Source organism: Pseudomonas sp. 7-41, from assembly GCF_021233075.1.
In the GTDB taxonomy this organism is placed as follows: domain Bacteria; phylum Pseudomonadota; class Gammaproteobacteria; order Pseudomonadales; family Pseudomonadaceae; genus Aquipseudomonas; species Aquipseudomonas veronii.
Map to the genome: position 1 here is coordinate 3,398,808 of NZ_CP089551.1, position 20,026 is coordinate 3,418,833.

Consider the following 20,026-nt stretch of genomic DNA (forward strand, 5'->3'; position numbering starts at 1 on the left):
ATCCTTCCCTGCTGGTCAATGCAGATACTTTGCCGCAGGCCAGATAGGGGCGCTACATTTTCAACAGAATCGGCCAGAAGCCGACATCTGAAGAGCATCAGTGTGAGCTGCTAGACCTGGCGCTCCAGCGCGGTGGGTAAAGTCATGGGGCTCGGTTTACAGTGAGGCGTCTCGGGGCCGGAGACGCCATGCGGTGTCCAGATTGCCACCGTCTTTCAGAGGCGGTACAGACTGCCGAAGTCAGCGCCATCCATCGGCGTGCTGTCCGTGCAGCCTGTCATCGGCAAACCCTGTGACCATCCTGCCGCCAAGGCCTGCACATCACGCAAGGGATCGGACGCCTTGGCGCGTTCATTGCGAATGCGGCAGGTTTCAGGATCAGTGGCAAACAGACCGCGAGCGAAGACTCGACCCTGCTCGGCCAGCTTGGCGGTCTTCGGCCCGCGGATCTCCGCGAAACGCTGCAAGGCTTCATCAAGGCCGTTCGTTCCTTCCAGGCATCTAGCAAGGTGCCAAGCGTCTTCCAACGCCTGACAAGCGCCCTGGCCCGATGTCGGCAACGGCGCGTGCGCCGCATCTCCCACAAGCAGCACATTAGCCCGGCTCCACGTGTGCAGCGGCTCCAAGTCGTGCACGGCAATCATCCGGATGGCGTGCGCCGGCGTCGCCTGGATGATACGGGCGATAGGCTCCGGCCATCCCGCGAACAGATCCTCGATCTCCTTGCGCATATCGGCTGCGGGCGTCGCCCCTGACAATGGCCGCGCCTGCGCCGCTGCCCAGTAGACCAACTCCGGCCGGACCGGCACGCATCCGAAGCGATTGCCCGACCCCCAATAATCCTGAATCGCTATATCGCTCACCAACGCACTTTCCCCCTGCGCCACACCTATCCAGTTCACAAATCCCTGATAAACCGGCATGTTGTCCCCCGCAACGAACCCGCGTGCCACCGACCCCATACGGCCATCTGCGCCGATAAGCAGATCTGGACGGATACTCACCCCGTTCTCGAAGCGCGCTACCGCTTTGCCATTAGCCTCCAGATCGATCCCCACCGCCCGATGCCCGAACTCCACCGGGATTCCGCTCTGTGCCGCATGCTTGAGCAGCACTGCCTGCAAGTCCCTCCGCAAAATGGTATGAGTCGGATATCCCATTGTCTGGTCCAGCAGCGCGATATCGATGCCCCCCAACGAATTGCCCGCAGCGTCCTGGCGGCGCACTACCACTGGCCGGCCACCCGCTGCCGCGATGTCTTGGAGGAGGTCCAGTTCCTCCAGCACAAAGCCAGCGTTGGGCCAGAGCGTCACGCCAGCCCCCATGGTCGCTGGCCCCGTCCGGCGCTCATATACCCGGGGACTGTGTCCCCGCTTGCGCAAGGCAAGCGCCACGCTCAACCCCGCAATTCCGCCGCCAAGTATTCCGATTTCCACGCTGGATCTCCTATTCAATCCGTCCCGACACGCCATCGGCGACAACCCATCGGACGAGACGGCATCTTAGATTCCGTCAATGGGGAGAACTATTATGTAAAAATGGGCGACTTTAATACCTTAATCGGGATAATCATGCGCAATGCCCTCGACCTGAACACCGTCCGTGTATACGTGGCGGTCGTCGATGCACAAAGCTTTTCCGGCGCGGCGCGCCTACTGTCCCTGCCATCCTCTAACGTCAGCCGCCACGTCGCCTCGCTGGAACGCAGATTGGGCGTCCGCTTGCTGGAGCGCAGTACTCGCCACCTGCGCATGACTGAAGCCGGCAGACTTCTCTACGAACGTGCAAAACCTTTGCTCGATTCCTTGCTCTCCACTGAGGAAGAACTTGGCGCGGTGCAGCGTGAACTGCGGGGGCCCTTAAGGATGTGCATGCCAGGCGAAGCGCCAAGGCTACTGGCCCCTATCCTGGCCGAATTCTGTAGCCTCCATCCCGGCGTCGAATTGGAGTGCGACACGCGCCTGACCGGTTTAGAAGCGCTCCGGGAAGACGTGGACCTCTCTATCGTCTTCCATCGTGGGCGCCAGGATGACAGCACCATCATCACCCGCGAACTCGCTACGCTACCCAGCATTGTGGTCGCGGCACCCGCTCTGTTAGCCAAAACGGGAACTCCGCGCCAAGTGCGCGAACTAGAGTCCTTGCCGTGCATTACTACACTGAGCGCATTGAAGGGCCAGCCCTGGCTGTTTCTCGACGGCACAGGCGAAATCGTGAAGGTATCTGTGCGTAGTCGCTATCGTGTCAACAGTGGAGAACTTGCGTTGGCGGGCGCGCGGCAAGGCATCGGTTTCGCGATAGTGGCAGCCTATCCATGCCAGGAAGATCTTGCCGCGGGCCGATTGCGGGAAGTGTCGCTGGACCTGCGCCCTGCGCCGCTGCAATTGCTTGGCGCGTACAGCCACCGGCATTCCGTGACTGCGCGGGTTCGGGCGTTGCTGGAATTTATACAGCTGCGGTTGGAACGAGTTGGGAGCGGCTCAAGATAAGGGGCCGCCAAGGATCAAGTCCGAAAGCGTCCCACCAGCCCGCTCAGCTCCGCAGCCAAGCGTGACAGCGCATGGCTCGCTGCGTTGGTCTGCAAGGCGCCCGCCGCGGATTGCGCCGACAGGTCGCGGATCGCCAACAGGTTGCTGTCGACCTCACGGGCAACCTGGGCCTGTTCTTCGGCGGCGCTGGCAATCACCAGGTTGCGCTCGTTGATCTGGCCGATGGCCGCGAAGATATCCTCCAGCACCACCCCCGACGCCTGGGTGATTTCCAGCGTGCCTTGCGCCCGCGCCGTGCTGCTGCGCATCGAATCCACCGCGTGTTCAGCAGTGCTCTGCACGCTGGCAATCATCTGTTCGATCTCGCGGGTCGATTCCTGGGTGCGGTAGGCGAGGGTGCGGACCTCGTCGGCCACGACAGCAAACCCCCGACCGGCTTCACCGGCCCGGGCCGCTTCGATCGCCGCGTTGAGGGCCAGCAGGTTGGTCTGCTCCGAGACGGCCCGGATCACGTCGAGCACCTTGCCGATGTTGCGCACTTCATTGGCGAGGTGCTGGATACGCTCGGCGCTGCCGTGAATTTCGGCGGTCATCGATTGCGTACCGCTGATGTTTTCGCGTACCTGCTGACGGCTCTTTTCCGACAGCGTATTGGAGGCGGTGGCCGCTTGCGAAGTCGACACCGCGTTGCGCGCCACTTCTTCGACCGCACTGGTCATCTGGTTCACCGCGGTCGCGGCCTGTTCCAGCTGCATGTCCTGCTGCTGGAGGCCACGGTTGCTTTCTTCGGTGACGGCGTTGAGTTCTTCAGCGGCTGAGGCCAACTGCGTGGCTGAGTCAGCGATCTGGATCAGTGTTTCACGCTGGCTGGCCTGCATGCGTTGCAGCTCAAGGAACAATTCGCCAATTTCGTTGCGGCCAGGCGAGACGACTTCGCGGGTCAGATCGCCCCCGGCAATACGCTTGAAGTGCTCGCCGGCCGCGCGCAATGGGCGCAGGACGGTGCCCGAGATGAATACCCAGCAGACGACAGCGAGTGCCAGGGTCAGCAGGATCAAGGCAATGGCCAGGGTTTGCGAAGTCTGCAGCCGCGCAGCCGCCTCCGTGTTGATCTCCTGGGCACGGGCATCCAACGCGCCGACCAGCTTCACGCGAATCTCCTGAAGCTTGGTCATGCTGTTGCCGGCATCGATGTTGACTTGAAAATACTCTTCGGCGGATCGCGCGCGCGTGGCGGCGCGTTGTCCGACGATGGCCGTGCCGTATACGGCGAACGCACGCTTGAGATCTTCGGCGAGGGCCTTCAACTGCGGGTCACGCAAGTCTGTGGTCGAGGCATTGACCTTGGCGATGGCGTCACTCCAGATCGCCTCACTGCGCACCAGCCGGGCTTCCGCGTCGTCGAAACGCCCGCCGACGGTCTCGATGAACGCCGAGGACACGTTGGCGCTGGTACGGATTGCCAGCAGCAACGCGTTGTTGATCCCGTCGATTTGTCGCGAGGTACGCCCCAACTCGTCAATGTGCTCGTGACTGCGTACCGCCGACCGCCAGCCGTTCAGGGTCGAGAACAACAGTGCAATAACGAACAGCAGCAGCACCCCGATCATCCCGGTGCGAATTTTCAGATGGGCAAACATGGGCATACTCCGCAGACCACTTAAGTAATAGTGATCGTGCTATCCGCATTCACGCAGTGAACTTGAACGGCAGAAGTGGGAACCCGTTCGATTATCGAACCCTGAATTCAATGGCTCAGGTACATGGGCTGAATGGGGCGCGCACCGGGTTCAATCGAGCAGGCGACTGACCTCACGCAGACGCGCATCGTTCAGGTTCCCCGTCGACGCCAGCAGGTTGAGCTGCGCGAGCAGAATCGCGTAGCGTTGCTGGGCCAAACGTTGCTGGGTGTCCGTGACTTTCTGCTGTGCGTCCAGCACCTCCGTGTTGATGCGCGCACCGGCCTCGAAGCCGTGGGTCACCGACGTGAGGTTGACCTGGCTGGATTTCAGCGCCTGCTTGAGCGCCTGGTATTGGCTCATGCCGCTGGTCACTTGCAGGTAGGCCTGGCGGGCCATCAGCCCGGCGCTGCGGCGCGCATCTTCGAGTTCATCCAGGGCTTTGCTCTGCAACGCATGGGCTTCGCGCACGCGGCTGCTGGTACGGCCGCCGCCATACAGTGGCACGCTCAGTTTGACCCCGACCACCGTCTGGTTATAACGATTCTCCGGCAGGGTGACGTCGTACACATCGCCGCCGACCGAGGCAAAACGACCATGGGCGGCGATCAGGTCAAGGGTCGGCAAGTGGCCGGCTTGTTCCTTGTCGATGTCCATTTCGGCCAGGCGCTGGGCAATCTGCGCCCGCTGCACGGCGAGATTGCCTTGTTGCGCGGTGGTGGCCCAGGCGCCGATCGCGGCGGGCACCGGAGCGCTGAATGGTGGCTCCTTGCCCGACCATGGGCGCGCCTGGGCGGCGGTCAATTGGGTGAGGGCTTCGGTGGCGATATCCAGCGCGCCGCGTGCGGCGATTTGCTCGGCGAAGGCCTGGTCGTATTTGGCCTGAACCTGTTCGAGCGCGTTGTGGGTGCTGGCGCCGTCGGCCAACAAACGCCGGGTGCGGTCCTGGCTCTCCTGCAGGGTTTGCAACTGTTGCGTGCGGGTGTTCAGCAGTTCCTGGTTAAGCAGTACGTCGAAGTAGGCGCGGGCGACACGCAGCATCAGGTCCTGGCGCGCCTGTTCGGTCTGCACCTCGCTGGCGCTGATCATCAGTTTGCTTTGGTCGTGGGCAACCACACTCTGCCAGCGCAACAGCGGTTGGGTGAGAACCACGGCATAGGCGTTGGTGTTATTGCGGTTGCGATGGTAGTCGGACGAATCCTCGGCATCGACCCACGCCGCGCCGCCGGTGACCGACAGGTCCGGTAACAGGTCGGCACGGCTTTGCGGTTCTTTTTCCGCGGTGGCCAATTGTTGCGCCTGTGCGGCGGCGAACTTCATGTCGTGGGTCAGCGCCTTCTGGTACAGCTGGTACAAGTCTTCCGCCGCCGCATTGGCCGGGCAGCAGGCGAGGCTGAGGCCGCACAGGAAAGTGAGCAGTGTGATCGGGTCGAGATGCAGCCCTGGAATACGCAAGGGGATGTGCTCCACTGGAGAAGTTATCGGCTGAGGGTGCTTCTGCGCATCATCAGCACCATGGGAATGCCGATGGCCATGACCGCGCCCAATGTGCCGAACAGCATGCTGAAGGCCAGCATTTGCGCTTGTTCACGCGCTTGCAGGTAAGGCATCAGGGCCAAGGCTTGTTGATGGCTTGCAAGGTTCAGGGACAGAAACAGCGGGTTGGATTCCACGCCGCCCCAGCCACTGGCAACCAGGCTGGACTCGGTCACATGCTCGGACAGCAGGCGATAGCGCTCCCACGAGAACCGCGTGAGCAGGGTCGCGGCAATGGCGATGCCGACGCTGCCGCCCAACTGGCGCATCAGGTTGAGCACGCCCGAGGCGCCCGAGATCAACGTCAGCGGCAGACGGCGCATGGCCAGGTTGGTCAGCGGTACGAAGATCATGCCCAGGCCCAGGCCGCGAATCACCAGGGGCCAATAGAGCGTGTCCGGGTTGCTGTCGAGGGTGAACTGGGTGTGCAGGAACATCGCATAGCAGTACATGACGATGCCCAAGGTCACGAACACGCGCTCGTCGATCTTGTTTTCCTGGGACAGCTTGCCGATCACCAAGGTGCTGATGGCACTGGCCACCGCTCCGGGAAAAATCACCAGCCCGCTCTGGTACGCGCTCTGTGCCAGCAACGTCTGCAAAAACAGCGGCACCATGAATAACGTGCTGTACAGCCCGAAGCCCACGCAAAACGCGCAGATGCAGCCCATCAAAAACTCGCGGTTCTGAAACAACGCCACATTGACGATCGGGTTGGTCGCGCGCCGTTCCCACCAGAAGAACCCCACCAGGCTGAAGCTGCTGAGCAACAGGCAGGCAATCGTCCAGTTCGATTCCATCCAGTCCCAATGCTCGCCGCGCTCCAGCAGGATCTGCAGGCTGCCGACGCCCAGGGCCAGCAGGCAGAAGCCGCTGTAGTCGACGCTGCTGGGTTTGCTTTCATTGGCGGAATCGCTGATGCACAGCCAGCACAGCAGCAGGGCCACGGCACCGATGGGCAGATTGATCAGGAATATCCAGTGCCAGGACAAGGTGTCGATCAGATAGCCGCCGACGGTGGGGCCCAACGTCGGCCCCATCATCACGCCAACGCCGTACAACGCCATGCCGCTGCTGACCTTCTCCTTGGGGAATACGTCGTAAATGATTGCCTGGGAAATCCCCAGCAACCCGCCGCCCGCCAAGCCTTGCAGTACGCGGAACGCCACCAGTTGCCAGAGTTCGGCGGAAAAGGCGCAGCCCACGGATGCCAGCACGAACACCGCCGTGGAGACCAGGTAATAAGTGCGCCGCCCGAACCAGGCCGACAGCCAGCCGCTGACCGGCAGGATCACTACGTTGGCCACCACGTAGCCGGTGGACACCCAGGAGATTTCATCGACCGACGCCCCGTAGGTGCCCATCAGGCTGGGAATCGCCACGTTGACGATGGTCACGTCGAGCAGTTCCATCATCGACACCAGCGTCACGGTCAGCGCAATCAGATACGGCGACTTCATAACGTGTGGCTGCCGTGCTGTTGCGTGGCGACTTCGACGAAGGCGCTCATGCCGGGGCTCAACAAGGCTTTGTAGTCATCCGGCACGTCTTTGAGGGCAATCCTGACCTGCACGCGTTGCACCACCTTGGTGAAATTGCCGGTGGCGTTCTCTTGGGGCAGCAGTGAAAACTTTGCGCCGGTAGCCGGTGCGAGGCTCTCGACCACCCCGTCGAAAGCCTGCCCGGGAAACGCATCCACAGTGACCTTGGCCAGCTGGCCGACCCGCACGCGCCCGACCTGGGTTTCCTTGAAGTTGGCGGTAATCCACAGCGGGTCGGTGGCAATCAGGCTCAACAGCTTCTGCCCGGCGACCACGAATTGGCCCGGCTCGACTTCTTTTTTCGAGACGATGCTGCGCACCGGCGCGGTCTGACGAGTGTCGTGCAGCTTGATCCGGGCCTGTTCCAGTTCGGCTTGCGCCGCCGCGATCCGGTAGTCCTGCACTTTCAGTTCGGCTTTGTTGGCCAAGGTGCTTTGCGCGGCAGCCTGGGCATTGCCGCGTGCCACTTCCTGGGCGTGGCTCAGGGCGTCGAAACGCGCCTTGGCCACCTCGAGATCCTGGGTGCTCAACACACCTTGGGCGCCCAGGCGGCGGGCGCGCCCGTAGTCGTTGCGCGCCTGCTCCAGATTGGCGCTGGATTGTGCCAGCGCCGCTTGCGCCGCCTGGCGCATTGCGACCGCGCCGAGGACCTGGCTGTCCAACGCACCCGGACCGCCGCCGCGCCCTGCGGCAGCAAGCAACGCCTGCCATTGCGCCTCACGCTGCTCGACCTGGTATTGATATTCGCTGTCGCGGATCTGAAACAGCAGATCACCGCTTTGCACCGTGACGTTGTCTGTCACCGGCACGCTCATCACCACGCCCGAGAGCTTGGCGCGCACCGGAATGATCACGCCATCGAGCTCGGCGTTATCGGTACTCACGTAAGCGTTGGAATACTGCCAACGCTGCCAGCCGAGCAGCAGTAACCCACCGACCACAACGCCGCACAGTGTCAGTTTTATCAATTTACCTTTGGTCATGTCCTGCTCCCTGTGGTCATGCGAGGCTTAGGCACTCAGGGCGGTCCGTGGCGTGTTGCGCTTTGTGCTGCAGGAAGTGATGCACGCCATCCCACAAATCGATGCGCGATTTGATCGCGGTCTTGGCGCTTTCGACCATGTGCTGGTGTTGCACAGGGGTGGTGACGATTTCAGCGATGATGCGTTTAGCGGCCGGGCCGTGATCGTCGCCATCCATTTCGATGTGGCGCTTCAAGTAATAGGTGAGCATCGGCACCTCGGTTTCGCTGACCGACCATTGCGACAGCAGGCGTCCGAACATGTCGGGGATGATGTCTTCACGGCCAAAGAAGAAGTACGCCAACACCGCTTCGGTGGTGCCGTGTTGCGCCACATCGAGCGTCTGGCACATGAACACTTTGGCCGCCAATGGGATATCGCGGTCGCTGAGGGCCTTGGCCAGCGGTTCCTTGGCCTGGATGGCCGCGAGGAAACGGCGGAATACCGAGCTGTCGGCGCCGATTTCATCCATGGCGGTCAGGTACAGGTCCAGGTGGCTGATAAAGCCGCCATCGGGGTGTTCGTCGGTTTCTTCGCCGACCACGATTTCATTGATCAAGCGCGCAGCCGTGATATGCGTTGGCGGTACCCACGGCAACTCCACACAGGTGAGGTCGCGCTGGATGCGCTTGAGCAGGGTCATGAAGTCCCATACGGCAAACACATGAAATTCCATCAGTGTGCGTACATCTTCAACGGTGCGGATATTGGCGAAAAGCGGGTGGCCGAATAACTGGGCGCGCTCGGTTTCAATGTGGCGGTCGATATCAAAAGGCATAGCAGCTCCTGCGGCCTGACGGTTCAGGCCAAAATCCATGGGGAAAGTAAGGGGACCGTTCAGTCGTTCAGCGTGTCGCCCCGGTAAGGATGGCGACCGGAGGCGTACTTGAAGGACGGTATGAAGCGTGTTTCCAGCAGGTATTGCCGGTCTGCGTACCACCCCGCGTCCAGCAGTTGGCGGTGGACGCGGGGCAGGCGCCAGCACGGCACCGCTGGATAAAAGTGATGCTCCAGGTGAAAGTTCGCGCCGGCGTGCAGCCAGGTGCTCAGGCGCGAGGTACGCGAGCGGGCAGGGGGCTGGTCATGGTCCTCGCTGAAGGCATGTTCCTGATAGGCATTGACTGCCGAGAGCAGGAACGCAACCGCCAGGCTCAAGGCAAACCCAAGCAGCAGCCCGTCGATCTGCCACAGGGCGACCGCGTAGACGCTCAACCAGCCGACCTGGCACGCGATATTGCAGCGCGCCAGTCGTCGCACCTGGGCTGCGCTCAAAGGTGAAGGCAAGGGCGATGGGCTGACCGGCGGGCCGAAAGCCAGGCGCAACGTCGCCTGCAGATAATTCGAGGTGGCCATCAACCGTGACAGCGCAAGGCGGCTAAACAGGCTCCGATAACGCGAGAAGTGCCGATAGTCCGGGTCCTGTTCGCTGTTGCTGTAGCGATGGTGTTGCCAATGGTCGACGAAGTAACCGGTCACGCAGAATCCAGGCAGCAACGAACTGGTGAGAATGCCCAGGTAGCAACTGTGCATAGGCGTGCTGCTCAGGTTGAAGTGGAAACCTTCATGCCCGAGGATTGCTTGCAGAAACCACCCGTACCCGGCCAGTACCCAAAGGGGCGAGCACAGCAACACCCACAGGGTGGCGGCCGTGTTCGCCACCCACACAAACAGCGCGAGGGGCAGCAGGAAGAGGCACAAGGCGTAACCGATGATCAACAGGGACTCACCCGCCCGGGCCTTGAACAAGGCGCGATCGAGGCGGACCTGAGGCTTGCTGTGGAGTTGTCTGGCCATTGGCAACGCGTTACTCGATCAGTTCAGGTTTGAGCGCGAGGTGCCCGCCGCGGGTCAGCGTGCGCAGGCGCAGGGCGATAAAGGCGTCGACCACACTTGGTGCGATACGCGCGGTGTACATGGCCAGCGTGCCCATAAAGGTCAGCCCGCGGTTGCGCAGGCCGTCTTTTTGGCAGGCGCGAACCAGGCCATCGGCGGCGGCATCGAGTTTCTCTTCGAGAGACAGCAGGGTCCTGTCACCCCACATGAACGTCACCAGGCGCTTGACCGACAAACCCACGCGCTGGGCGGGCAAGTGAATGGCGGTGTCGATAAAGCCCGGGTACACGGTGACCACGTCGAGCTGCCCGCGATATTGCATGCGCAGCACGTCCGAATAAGCACTCAGCGCGCGTTTGCTGGCAGCGTATGCGGCCACATAAGGCGCGTTCACCAGCGCAAACAGCGACGACACGTTGACCACTTTGCCGCGCTTGCGCAGCAACCCCGGCAGGAACCCGGCCACCAGTTGCCATGGCGCGAACAGGTTCACATCCACCGCGCGGGTGACTGCGTCGGTGACGCCGGTTTCACCGCGTTCCAGGGTCAGGGTGCCGGCGTTATTCACCAGGATATCGATGTCGCCGAAGTCGGTGCTGATGGCGCCAATCACCTGCGCCAGCGCCGTTCGGTCACACAGGTCGACTTGATAAAACCCATCCAGCAACCCGGGCTCTTGTGGCGCAAGAATGTCCAGGCCGATCACGGTGGCGCCCTGTTTTTTCAATGTGCAGGCCGCCGCGTAACCGAGGCCGCGCGCGGTTCCGGTGATCACGACGATTTTTCCGAGCAGGTTCATGGGTGCGCTCCGGCGATGCTGAAGGTTGAGTGGGACAAGTAGGTGTCGAGGTTGCTCGCCATCGAGATCTTCGCCGGCGGGTGAAACTGCAGGCCACGGCAGGCCATCAACCAGTTCGAACTCTGGTTGCTGGTGATAAACGCCATCCCACCGAGCATGGCGTGGGCCTGGTCCGAAAGCTCGGTGAGCAGTTGTTCGATGCCGTAGCGCACCAGCAGCAGGCGGGCCAGCACGTTCGGCAGGTCCTGCGGGTTGCGTTCGATATCCAGCGCCGCGCCTTCCAGCGCACTGATCGCCAGTTGCAGCTGAGCCGCCAGCTCCACGCGGTGATGGGGTGTCCAGCGCCCGGCCTCGATCACAGACTCGATCAATCCGGCGCAGGCCCCCACGTAGGACGCGCAAATCAACAGCTCGAACCAGATGAAACCGACGGTTTGCACGTCGCCCAACAGGTGTTTGTAGCCGGCGGAAAACAACATGCGTTCGGGCACGAAGACTTCGTTGAGGCGCACCTCGATGCTTTCGGCGGCGGCCAGTGCGCTGTTTTGCCAGAACGGCGACCGCGTGATGCCCGGTGCATTCGCCGGAATCAGTGCGACCATCAGCTCTTCGCCCTCGGCGGTCTGGCGGGTGTAGCTGGCGGTGAGCAAGTCCATCGACTGCCCGAGGCAGCAGGGCTTTTTGCTGCCGCTGAGCAATACACCTTCAGGGGTTTGCAGCGCCTGCATGTTCGAATCGAGAATGCCGGCGCCCGAGTTGCCTTCGGCAAACCCCGAGGACAGCAGCAAGCGCTTTTGTGCGACCGCCGCCAACAGCAAACCTTCGGCGCCGCCGCCGTTCTGGGTGAGGGCCAACAGGCTCGCCACGGAAAACTGATGCATGGTGCTGGCCACCGCCAGCGAGGGTGAACGTGCGCCCAGGGCGATCTGCACATGCACGGCATCAAGGATGCCCGCGCCCAACCCGCCCGCGGCACGGTTGACCAACAGGCCGACCGGCCCTTGTTGCTTGAACAGGGCGATGACTTCGCTAGGCGGCGCTTCGCGTTCGGCGAATGCGATGCTCGCCAGGCGTTCGTCAAAACCTGGGGCGTAGCTGTGCAGCAAGGCACGCGAGCGATTTAACAGTGAAAGGGACATGGTTCAGGCCTTCAAGTAACTCGCCGGGAACAGACCGGTGATGATCGAGTGAATGTTGTCGCGGATGGCTTTGTGGGCCACGGGGTCGAGCATGTCGGCGAGCATCGGCAGGCCCAGGTCAAAGCGCGAGGCGAAGGTGATGACCGCGTCTTTGCCGTCCGGCAACACTTGCCAGGTGCCGGAGAAGTGATCGACATCGCCGCTCATTTGCTCGAAGTGGATTTCCCGGGTCTGGGTATTGAACGTGTCACGCTCCTGCCACTTGAGAATGCCGCTGTGGAAATTGACTTCCCAGGAGGTGAACGACACCTGGTCGCTGACCTTATTGATCGTGATATTGCGCACCGACTCGCACAGCTCGACGTAGTTGCTGAAGTCGCTGATCACGGCAAAGACTTCATCAGCGCAGGCACTGGGGATATGGGCCAGTACGTTGACTTCTTGCATGGGGGAAACTCCAATCAAAGGGATGGTATTGAGGTGGTCAGCGCGTGGGCGAACCCCTCGATCAACCGATTGCAATCCTGGGCTGTCAGCAGCGGGGAAGGCGTGAGCCTGACGACCCGGTGGTCATTGAGCGAGTGGCACACAATGATTTGCTGTTCGATCAGGGCCATGACCATGTTCGCGGCGACCGAGGCGTCGCTGAATTCAAAGCCCAGCAACAAGCCGGCACTGCGCAACTTGACGCGCTCGGCCAGGCCCCTCTGCTGCAACAGCGCGCTGAAGCGGGCGTGCAGGTCCTGGCCCATCAGCCGGGCACGTTCCACGAGGTCTTCCTGCACCATCACTTGCAATGTGGCCTGTACGGCCGCCATGGCCAGCGGGTTGGCGCCGAAGGTCGAGGTATGCACCGTGGGGTTGCGGTTGAACGGCGCGTAAATCGCCGCGCTGGCGACCATGGCACTGACCGGCACGCAGCCACCGGACAGGCTTTTGCCCACCAGCATGATGTCGGGCACCACCTGTTCCTGGTCGCATGCCCACCAATGGCCGGTACGGCCCATGCCGGACTGGATTTCGTCGATGATCAGCACGGCGCCGTACTGGTCGCACAGTGCGCGGACACGTGTCAGGTAGCCTGGCGGCGCGAGGATCACACCCGCTTCGGCCTGGATCGGTTCGAGAATCACACAGGCCTTGTCCGGCGAAGCGCGCAATTGCTGTTCCAGCGCGGCGCTGTCGCCGAAGGGGACGAACGTGCTTTCACTGAGCAAGCCGCTGAACGGCTCGCGGTAGCTTTCGCGGCCGGTGACGGCGAGTGCGCCGAGGGTCTTGCCGTGGAAGCCGCCGAGGGTCGACAGCGTGCGGCGGCAGCCGTTGAGCCGGGCTAGTTTCAGGCCGGCTTCGGTGGCCTCGGCACCTGAGTTGCAAAAGAACACATAGTCCAGGTTGCCAGGGCAATGCGCAGCCAGGGCTTGCGCGGCGAAAGCCTGTTGCGGGTTGAGCAACAGCTTGCTGGCCAGGGCGTTTTGCTGCAGCTGCCGGGTGACGGCCGCCACCACCACCGGGTGGCCGTGGCCGAGGAAAAATACGCCATAGCCGCCGGCGTCCAGGTACTTGCGGCCTTGGCTGTCGTAGATATAAACGCCATGGCTGGACTGTTCGATCGGCAAATTCATCAACGACGCAAGGCGCGCGTACCCTGAATTCACGTGCTGGCGGAAGTACTGGTCGACCTGTGCGGCGTCGGCTGCGGGTTCGGTAAGAAGCGGGTTCATGCGACTGACGCCTGTGCGACGGTTGGCATCGGCTGCTTGAGCATGCGCGTCAACGCGCCCAGCTTGGGCGCCAAGTGGTTGAGCGAGAGCAGTAACTCACGGCTGACATCCCGTGCGCTGAACGCCGGTTCGCCGAGCAACTCAGGGAGTGACGTGGGCAGCGGTGTACGCAGGCAGGCATAGCGACACAGCTGGTTGGCGCGGCCCAGCGCGGCCTGGATATTGCCGGTCAGTGCCGGGAGGAACACTGGGCGGATCAGCCGCTCATAAATATCCGGCGCCATGCAGCGCGGCCGGGTGAAGGCTTGGGCCTGGGCTTCCATGGATTGGCACATCAGGTCCAACAGGCCGTTGAGATCAAGCGCCTGCGGGCCACTGGTGAGAAAGTAGTCTGCGCCGATCAAGCGCTGGCGCAACGCGTTGGCAATCGCCCGCGCCGCCACGTCACGGGCGATCAAGTCGATATACCCGGCAGGCGGGCAGGGCACGATAGGCAGCACGCCGGACATCATCAGCCCCATGGTCATATGAAACCCCTGGAAGTTGGGCATGTGCCCGCTGTCCGAGTCGCCGATGATGATGGAGGGACGAAAGATCGAAACATCGATACCTGCCGAGCGCACCAGCGTTTCAGCCTGGCGCTTGGCGACTTCGTAAGGCGTTTCTGCTTGCACGCCTTCGTAGTAGTCGCACGGATGGGTGAAGGCGGTGCTGATGTGGTAAAGCGGCACGTTGGCTTGCTGGACAAAGTTCACGACGTTTTCGGTGCCGAGGTAGTTCACCGAAAAGATCTGGTCGATATCGCCATCCATGCGGGTCACCGCTGCGGCGTGGATCACCCAATCGACACGCTTGAGCAGCGCTTCATAAGCGCCGACGTCCAGCCCCAGTCGCGGGCTGCATATATCGCCCTTGAGCACCTCCACGCGCGGGTGGCGAATGCGGCTTTTACGCGCCAGGCATACCAGGTCAAAGTCCTCTGCCAGGCAGTCGATCAGTGATTCACCGAGTACGCCTGAGCCCCCCGTGAGAAGGACGGTTAATTTTTGCTGTTCTGACATGTAGGACGCTTCCTGCGGACTCATCGAAAGAATTAACGGTGCGTTCCGCCAAATCCCGGGCACGGATACCCCTGGCGAACACTCTTGCATTCACTTTCGGTAGCGCTGAGGTGCTGTGTGAGGCCGGCAATCAGCGCTTATCGTTTTCGCGAATAAGATGCGATCGATATTGGCTTTTTGATATCAATGCGTCTTGAACGAAACGCTTGTCTTTCGCAAAACCCTGGCAGCGGTGCGGGGCGTCATGCCAATCATGCGGCGCATGATGCGGGCCAAGTGCGCCTGGTCGGAAAAGCCGCCGTCGGCAGCGGCATCCGACAAGGTGGAACCGTCAGCGAGGGATTTGGACGCGCGCTCGAGTTTGTTCCAGATGATCCATTGGGACAGCGACACGCCCATCTGGTGCGTGGCGACATAGCGCAAGCGCGGGCTGGACAGGCCGACCGCACTCGCGGCGCGGCTGACGGAGCCCGGACCGTCGCGGTCCAGGCGCAGAATGTTCAAGGCCTTGTAGAGGCGTTGGTCGATGGGCGACGTAATCGCCAGCAAGCGCCCCAGCGCTTCCACAAACTGAGACAGGGAGCTGGAGTGGCGAAAGCACTCGAGCAGTTCGTCACTGGCCAGGGCGATGCCATTGTCTTGCAGCAACGCGTTGAGCGCACGCCCCAACGGGGTATCCGGGTTGACGTAGACAAAGGCCACCGGATGAATGTCGGGCACGGCACGGTGCTCGACATTGGGCCCGATGATCACGCCGGCCGCGCGGATCGACTGGCCGGGCAGCTCCAGGGTGACGGGCTGGTGTACGCCGATGCACAGCTGAATGGCAACATGGGAGTGGGCAGTGTTCTGATCCGCGCGGCCAATGTAGCCGGCCCATGAATCACCAAAGGTAACGTTGCCATCCCACATGTAAGGTCTTCCTGACTCAGAGGGTGAATTTTCCGTGTGCAGGGTAGGCCTGCGCCGGACTTGATTCAAGCATCGGGCAGCGGGTTATACCTGCAACGCGGCGCGCATACCCGCCAACTTGATGCAGGTTTCGTCGTATTCGCTGGCAGGGTCGGAGTGTTCGACGATGCCACAGCCGGCAAATAGACGGGCTTGGTTGCCGTTGAGCAAGGCGCTGCGCAAACCGACGATGAATTCGCCGTTGCCGTGGGCATCCAGCCAGCCTAACGGCGCCGCGTACCAGCCACGGTCAAAGCCCTCGAATTGGCGAATATGCTCCAGCGCCTGGCCGCGTTCATGGCCGCCGACGGCGGGCGTCGGGTGCAGGACTGCGACCATGTCCAGCAAACTGCTCTGCGGGCGCAGTGCGCCTTCGATCAGCGTCGCCAAGTGCTGCACGCGGCTGAGCCGCTTGATGTGCGGCGCCGGGGGAACGTGCAACGGGCGTACCCAGGGCGCCAGGTCACGCTGAATGATCTGCACCACCACGGCATGCTCATGCTGGTTCTTCTGGCAGCCGAGCAGCGTTTGCGCCAGTTGCGCATCCTGCTCCGGGCAGGGATCGCGCCGGGCTGTGCCCGCCAGCGCCAGGGTTTGCAGGTGACCGTTGTGCAGTTTGACCAGGCGCTCCGGGGAGGCGCCGATAAAACACGCGTGGTGGCGTCGAAACGCAAACAAGTACGCCGTGGGGTCGTTGATCGCCAGGGCAGCCAAGGTGCGCCCGGCACTGATGGGCCGGGAAAATTCGCTGACCACTTCCCGCGCCAGCACCACCTTGTTCAACGCGGTGTCGCGCAACACGTCCAGGGCATGCGCGACTTTGCTTTCCCAGCAGGCCCGCGGCAGGCTCTGGTCGCGGGTGTGCTGCCGTGCAGCCGTCGAGGGCGCGCCGCTGACGTAGCGATCCATCAGCGTGTTCCACTCATTCAGTACGTGCTCGCAACAGCAACGCGCTGCATCGCTGGGCGCGACGCGCTGTTGGCACACCAGCCAACAGTCTGCACCGTCGCGCACCAGCAATAGCGTCATCAGCCACAGGGACGCATCGCCAAAACCCTGCCAGGCGGGGCTGGCCTTGACCTGATGATCGAATCGAAAGCCGCCGCACACCGAAGGCGCCAGCGGGCCGTGTATCACTGCGCTTTGCAGCCAGTGTCGCCATTGCGCATCGACCGAGGCAAAACGCTGAGGGCCCGCGCTGCTCAGTTCCGCCGCCACCCCCCAGCCGAACAGGCTTTTGTCGTCTTCCGGCGCCCGCCAGAACAGGCACTCGGCGCCAGGTTGGTCGACGCTGCCAAACAGTGCCAGCAAGTCCAGCGGGGCGATCCTCATCGAGTAACTGGCCAACACCGGCTCACCTTGTTCGACGGCACGCCGCTGGGCGTGCTCGAACACCTCGGTCATCCCCTCGGCATGAGCGTGCAACGGTGCAAAGGCCCTCATGCCAGCGTTCTCATCGCGCGCCAGTGCAACACTTGCTGGCCGATGTACCAATGGATGATCTGGGCAAACAGGGTTTCGACGAAGTGCGGGTCCAGCCCGGCCTGCTCGGCCCACTCGCGGCGTTGCGGGAGCATCTGGGCAACGCGTTCGGGCGCGGCGATGCTGCTTTCGGTCGGCTTGAAGCGCGCGGCGGCTTTGACGTAAGCCATGCGTTGGCGCATGAGGTCGATGATCTGGTGGTCCAGTGAATCGATGGCGTGACGGATGTCCTGCAGGCCATCACAGGCGTCGGGGGTTTTCATTGACAGGTTTCCTTCAAGGAGGGCGATGGGGTCGACAGCGTCGCGACGATGGCGTCGATGAGTGCCTGGCGTTGTTCGACCAGGTAAAAATGTCCGCCTTGCCAGCGCTGCAGGTGCAGTGGCTGGAGGCTGGCGGCTTGCCAGGCCACGGCTTCATCAAGCTCGATTTCCGGGTCTTGCTCGGGGTAGAACACCCCGATGCGGCTCTTGAGTGGCCGCGGTTGCGCACAAGTGTAGGTTTCAACGATGCGGTAATCGTTGCGCAAGCCGGGCAGGAACAGTTCGCACAGGGCCGGGTTCTCCAGCAACGCATTGGGGCGCTCGGCCAGGCGCCGCACATCGTCCAGCAAGGCCGCGTCGGGGCCCAGGTGCAACTGCCCGCCGCGTTGGCGCTGCGGCGCGGGGTGGGCGGACACGAACAGGTGGTCGACGGCGATTGCCCGTTGTTCCAGGCGCGTCGCCACTTCATATGCCACCACCGCCCCCAGGCTATGGCCGAACAACACCAGCGGCCGGTCGGCGTAACACGACAACGCGTGCGCGGCACCGTCGGCGAGGCGCTGCATGTCGGTCAGGCACGGCTCGCTGAAACGGTCTTCGCGGCCCGGGTATTGGATGGCCAACAGGTCGATGTCGGCGGGCAGGGCATGGACCCAGTCGCGGAAGAAACTCGCACTGCCCCCGGCATGCGCGAAACACACCCATCGCCAGCGTGGCATGGGCGTGAGTCGATAAGCGCGTACCCAGCGTTCGTCGTGCAGGTTCACGAAGCGACACTCTGCAGCCAGGCCTGGCGCAGGCGCTCGCGCAGGTCTTTGCGGCTGACTTTGCCCACGCCGGTGTGCGGGAAGTGTGCGACGAACTCGATACGGTCCGGCACCTTGAACGCCGCCAGGCCGTGGCCGCGCAGGTAATGCTTGAGTGCGAAGGCCGAGGGCGCCGGGTCACGGGCGACGATAAAGGCACAGGTGGATTCGCCGAGCACCGCATCCGGCATCGCCACCAGTGCGGCGTCGTGTACCTGGGGATGGCCGATCAGCAGGTTTTCCACTTCTTCGGCAGCGACTTTTTCACCGCCGCGGTTGATCTGGTCCTTGTCACGACCTTCGACCACCAGGTAACCGTCGGCGGTGCGCCTGACCCGATCACCGCTGCAATAGAATCCATCGGCGGTGAACGCCCGGGCATTGTGTTCGGGCAGGCGATAGTAGCCGCGAATGGTGTAGGGGCCGCGCACTTGCAGTTCACCCACTTCACCCTCGGGCACCGGTTGGCCCTGTTCATCGACAATGCGTACTTCGTCATCGGCGCTCAGCGGACGGCCCTGGGTATGCAGCAGCAGATCCGGGCGGTCATCCAGGCGGGTAAAACACAACAACCCCTCGGCCATGCCCAGCACTTGTTGCAAGGTGCAGCCCAGCGTCGGCGTGACCCGTTCTGCCGCGCTGCTGAGCAATTTCGCACCGCCCACTTGCAGCACGCGCAGGCTGGACAGGTCGGCCTGGCGCTGGTCCTGGGCGTCCAGCCAGAGCATCGCCAGCGGCGGCACCAAGGCGGTGACGGTGACACGCTGCTCGCTGATCAGCGCAAAGCAGGACTCCGGGTCCGAGCGGCGCGTACACACCACGCGCCCACCGGCCAGCAGGGTGCCGATCACACCCGGGCAACACAGGGTGAAGTTATGCGCCATGGGCAACGCGGTGAGGTAAACGGTGCGCGCATCCAGCTCGCAGACTTCGCTGCTGGCGCGCACGTTATAGAGGTATTCGGCGTGCCGCCTCGGGATCAACTTTGGCGTGCCGGTGGTGCCTCCCGACAGCTGGAAACACGCCACGGCGTCGGCGCGACCGGCGTCCCGTTCCAGCGGCGCGCTGTTGTAAAGCTCACTCAACGCGGTGAACTCCTGCGCATCGCCGTCGATCACCACGTGGCGCAACAGCGGGTTGGCAGCGGCCAGTCGGCGCGCCATCGAGCGGCAATCAAAGCCCTCCAATTGAGCGCAGCCGATGTAGGCCGAGGCCTGGGCAAACCCACAAAAGCCGCCGATCTCATGTTGACGGTGGGCGGGCAGGGCGAGGATCGGCCGGGCGCCCAGGCGGAACAACGCAAAGCACACTTCGATAAACGCAGTGCCGTTGGGCAAGTGCACCACCACATTGTCGCCCTCTGCGATCCCCAGCGCGTGCAAACCGCCAGCCAGGCGCCGGCAGCGGTCTGCCAGGCTGCGGTAATTGAGGTGCAAGGGGCCGTCGGTTATCGCGATGGCCGATGGGGTGCGCGCGGCGACCGTATCGAGGGCCTGAGCGAAGGTCTGGTCTTGCCAGTAACCGGCCTGGCGGTAGCGTTCGGCGAACGCGGCAGGCCAGTCGGGCGCGTCGCCAACGCTGTCTGAATCGGGTGCGCAGGTGTGCAATGACATGGAATCCCCTATTTGTAGAAATAATTGGCTACAAACGTCTAAATGAGATCTATTATCATTGTCCTTCGCCGAGCGCTTCTCAACGCCAAGG

The 20,026-nt window shown here is 62.7% G+C and carries 18 protein-coding genes; 1 reads left to right on the forward strand and 17 read right to left on the reverse strand.

Features of this window, described 5'->3' with window-relative positions:
- Positions 1 to 215: 215 nt before the first annotated feature.
- Positions 216 to 1,472 (reverse strand): FAD-dependent monooxygenase, encoded by a 1,257-nt coding sequence (locus LQ249_RS15200; protein ID WP_227778897.1) that lies wholly within the window; start codon positions 1,470 to 1,472, stop codon positions 216 to 218.
- Between LQ249_RS15200 and LQ249_RS15205 the strand changes: the two genes are divergently transcribed.
- Positions 1,365 to 2,489, forward strand: coding sequence for a LysR family transcriptional regulator (locus LQ249_RS15205; RefSeq protein ID WP_231589922.1), 1,125 nt, complete (start codon positions 1,365 to 1,367; stop codon positions 2,487 to 2,489). The two genes, LQ249_RS15200 and LQ249_RS15205, sit on opposite strands and share 108 nt — an antisense overlap.
- A gap of 14 nt (positions 2,490 to 2,503) precedes the next feature.
- On the opposite strand, the gene LQ249_RS15210 is transcribed toward LQ249_RS15205, so the two are convergent.
- The 16 genes from LQ249_RS15210 to LQ249_RS15285 all read right to left on the reverse strand — a co-directional run bounded on the left by LQ249_RS15210 (position 2,504) and on the right by LQ249_RS15285 (position 19,935).
- Complete coding sequence (locus LQ249_RS15210; RefSeq protein ID WP_057004114.1) at positions 2,504 to 4,129, reverse strand: methyl-accepting chemotaxis protein; 1,626 nt, start codon at positions 4,127 to 4,129, stop codon at positions 2,504 to 2,506.
- A 150-nt stretch (positions 4,130 to 4,279) separates the two neighbouring features.
- The gene (locus LQ249_RS15215; protein ID WP_232565573.1) at positions 4,280 to 5,623 is read right to left on the reverse strand and encodes a TolC family outer membrane protein; all 1,344 of its coding nucleotides are present in this window, start codon (positions 5,621 to 5,623) and stop codon (positions 4,280 to 4,282) included.
- Between the two features lie 23 nt (positions 5,624 to 5,646).
- Complete coding sequence (locus LQ249_RS15220; RefSeq protein ID WP_169864588.1) at positions 5,647 to 7,164, reverse strand: DHA2 family efflux MFS transporter permease subunit; 1,518 nt, start codon at positions 7,162 to 7,164, stop codon at positions 5,647 to 5,649.
- A complete protein-coding gene (locus LQ249_RS15225) occupies positions 7,161 to 8,228 on the reverse strand; it encodes an HlyD family secretion protein (RefSeq protein WP_017849071.1) in 1,068 nt (355 codons plus the stop codon). Before LQ249_RS15225 ends, LQ249_RS15220 begins: the two co-directional genes overlap by 4 nt.
- Positions 8,229 to 8,244: 16 nt before the next feature.
- The gene (locus LQ249_RS15230; protein ID WP_017849072.1) at positions 8,245 to 9,045 is read right to left on the reverse strand and encodes a DUF3050 domain-containing protein; all 801 of its coding nucleotides are present in this window, start codon (positions 9,043 to 9,045) and stop codon (positions 8,245 to 8,247) included.
- A 59-nt stretch (positions 9,046 to 9,104) separates the two neighbouring features.
- Positions 9,105 to 10,061: a fatty acid desaturase family protein gene (locus LQ249_RS15235; protein ID WP_232565574.1), complete on the reverse strand. Its 957-nt coding sequence runs from the start codon at positions 10,059 to 10,061 to the stop codon at positions 9,105 to 9,107.
- 10 nt (positions 10,062 to 10,071) lie between these two features.
- A complete protein-coding gene (locus LQ249_RS15240) occupies positions 10,072 to 10,899 on the reverse strand; it encodes an SDR family NAD(P)-dependent oxidoreductase (RefSeq protein WP_017849074.1) in 828 nt (275 codons plus the stop codon).
- A complete protein-coding gene (locus LQ249_RS15245; protein WP_108524092.1) occupies positions 10,896 to 12,038 on the reverse strand; it encodes an acyl-CoA dehydrogenase family protein in 1,143 nt (380 codons plus the stop codon). The genes LQ249_RS15240 and LQ249_RS15245 overlap by 4 nt, the downstream gene beginning before the upstream one ends.
- Positions 12,039 to 12,041: 3 nt before the next feature.
- Positions 12,042 to 12,485, reverse strand: coding sequence for a type II toxin-antitoxin system RatA family toxin (locus LQ249_RS15250; RefSeq protein ID WP_046383430.1), 444 nt, complete (start codon positions 12,483 to 12,485; stop codon positions 12,042 to 12,044).
- Positions 12,486 to 12,499: 14 nt separating this feature from the next.
- Positions 12,500 to 13,759, reverse strand: a complete 1,260-nt coding sequence (locus LQ249_RS15255) for an aspartate aminotransferase family protein (protein ID WP_017849077.1) — start codon at positions 13,757 to 13,759, stop codon at positions 12,500 to 12,502.
- Complete coding sequence (locus tag LQ249_RS15260; RefSeq protein WP_017849078.1) at positions 13,756 to 14,820, reverse strand: SDR family oxidoreductase; 1,065 nt, start codon at positions 14,818 to 14,820, stop codon at positions 13,756 to 13,758. The genes LQ249_RS15255 and LQ249_RS15260 overlap by 4 nt, the downstream gene beginning before the upstream one ends.
- 183 nt (positions 14,821 to 15,003) lie before the next feature.
- Positions 15,004 to 15,732 carry a helix-turn-helix domain-containing protein gene (locus tag LQ249_RS15265; RefSeq protein ID WP_017849079.1) on the reverse strand — a complete coding sequence of 243 codons (729 nt, stop codon included), beginning with the start codon at positions 15,730 to 15,732 and terminating at the stop codon, positions 15,004 to 15,006.
- An 84-nt stretch (positions 15,733 to 15,816) separates the two neighbouring features.
- The gene (locus LQ249_RS15270) at positions 15,817 to 17,214 is read right to left on the reverse strand and encodes an isochorismate synthase (protein WP_128191437.1); all 1,398 of its coding nucleotides are present in this window, start codon (positions 17,212 to 17,214) and stop codon (positions 15,817 to 15,819) included.
- Positions 17,211 to 17,516: an isochorismate lyase gene (locus tag LQ249_RS15275; protein ID WP_017849081.1), complete on the reverse strand. Its 306-nt coding sequence runs from the start codon at positions 17,514 to 17,516 to the stop codon at positions 17,211 to 17,213. The genes LQ249_RS15270 and LQ249_RS15275 overlap by 4 nt, the downstream gene beginning before the upstream one ends.
- Positions 17,513 to 18,283, reverse strand: coding sequence for a thioesterase II family protein (locus LQ249_RS15280; protein WP_269783918.1), 771 nt, complete (start codon positions 18,281 to 18,283; stop codon positions 17,513 to 17,515). Before LQ249_RS15280 ends, LQ249_RS15275 begins: the two co-directional genes overlap by 4 nt.
- The gene (locus LQ249_RS15285) at positions 18,280 to 19,935 is read right to left on the reverse strand and encodes a (2,3-dihydroxybenzoyl)adenylate synthase (RefSeq protein WP_169881079.1); all 1,656 of its coding nucleotides are present in this window, start codon (positions 19,933 to 19,935) and stop codon (positions 18,280 to 18,282) included. Before LQ249_RS15285 ends, LQ249_RS15280 begins: the two co-directional genes overlap by 4 nt.
- Positions 19,936 to 20,026: the final 91 nt, after the last annotated feature.

Excerpts from the sequence above, each read along its gene's own strand:
- LQ249_RS15200 (WP_227778897.1), bottom strand. The coding sequence starts at position 1,472 with ATGGCGTGTCGGGACGGATTGAATAGGAGATCCAGCGTGGAAATCGGA.
- LQ249_RS15210 (WP_057004114.1), bottom strand. The coding sequence starts at position 4,129 with ATGTTTGCCCATCTGAAAATTCGCACCGGGATGATCGGGGTGCTGCTG.
- LQ249_RS15220 (WP_169864588.1), bottom strand. The coding sequence starts at position 7,164 with ATGAAGTCGCCGTATCTGATTGCGCTGACCGTGACGCTGGTGTCGATG.
- LQ249_RS15225 (WP_017849071.1), bottom strand. The coding sequence starts at position 8,228 with ATGACCAAAGGTAAATTGATAAAACTGACACTGTGCGGCGTTGTGGTC.
- LQ249_RS15230 (WP_017849072.1), bottom strand. The coding sequence starts at position 9,045 with ATGCCTTTTGATATCGACCGCCACATTGAAACCGAGCGCGCCCAGTTA.
- LQ249_RS15235 (WP_232565574.1), bottom strand. The coding sequence starts at position 10,061 with ATGGCCAGACAACTCCACAGCAAGCCTCAGGTCCGCCTCGATCGCGCC.
- LQ249_RS15240 (WP_017849074.1), bottom strand. The coding sequence starts at position 10,899 with ATGAACCTGCTCGGAAAAATCGTCGTGATCACCGGAACCGCGCGCGGC.
- LQ249_RS15245 (WP_108524092.1), bottom strand. The coding sequence starts at position 12,038 with ATGTCCCTTTCACTGTTAAATCGCTCGCGTGCCTTGCTGCACAGCTAC.
- LQ249_RS15250 (WP_046383430.1), bottom strand. The coding sequence starts at position 12,485 with ATGCAAGAAGTCAACGTACTGGCCCATATCCCCAGTGCCTGCGCTGAT.
- LQ249_RS15255 (WP_017849077.1), bottom strand. The coding sequence starts at position 13,759 with ATGAACCCGCTTCTTACCGAACCCGCAGCCGACGCCGCACAGGTCGAC.
- LQ249_RS15260 (WP_017849078.1), bottom strand. The coding sequence starts at position 14,820 with ATGTCAGAACAGCAAAAATTAACCGTCCTTCTCACGGGGGGCTCAGGC.
- LQ249_RS15265 (WP_017849079.1), bottom strand. The coding sequence starts at position 15,732 with ATGTGGGATGGCAACGTTACCTTTGGTGATTCATGGGCCGGCTACATT.
- LQ249_RS15270 (WP_128191437.1), bottom strand. The coding sequence starts at position 17,214 with ATGAGGGCCTTTGCACCGTTGCACGCTCATGCCGAGGGGATGACCGAG.
- LQ249_RS15275 (WP_017849081.1), bottom strand. The coding sequence starts at position 17,516 with ATGAAAACCCCCGACGCCTGTGATGGCCTGCAGGACATCCGTCACGCC.
- LQ249_RS15285 (WP_169881079.1), bottom strand. The coding sequence starts at position 19,935 with ATGTCATTGCACACCTGCGCACCCGATTCAGACAGCGTTGGCGACGCG.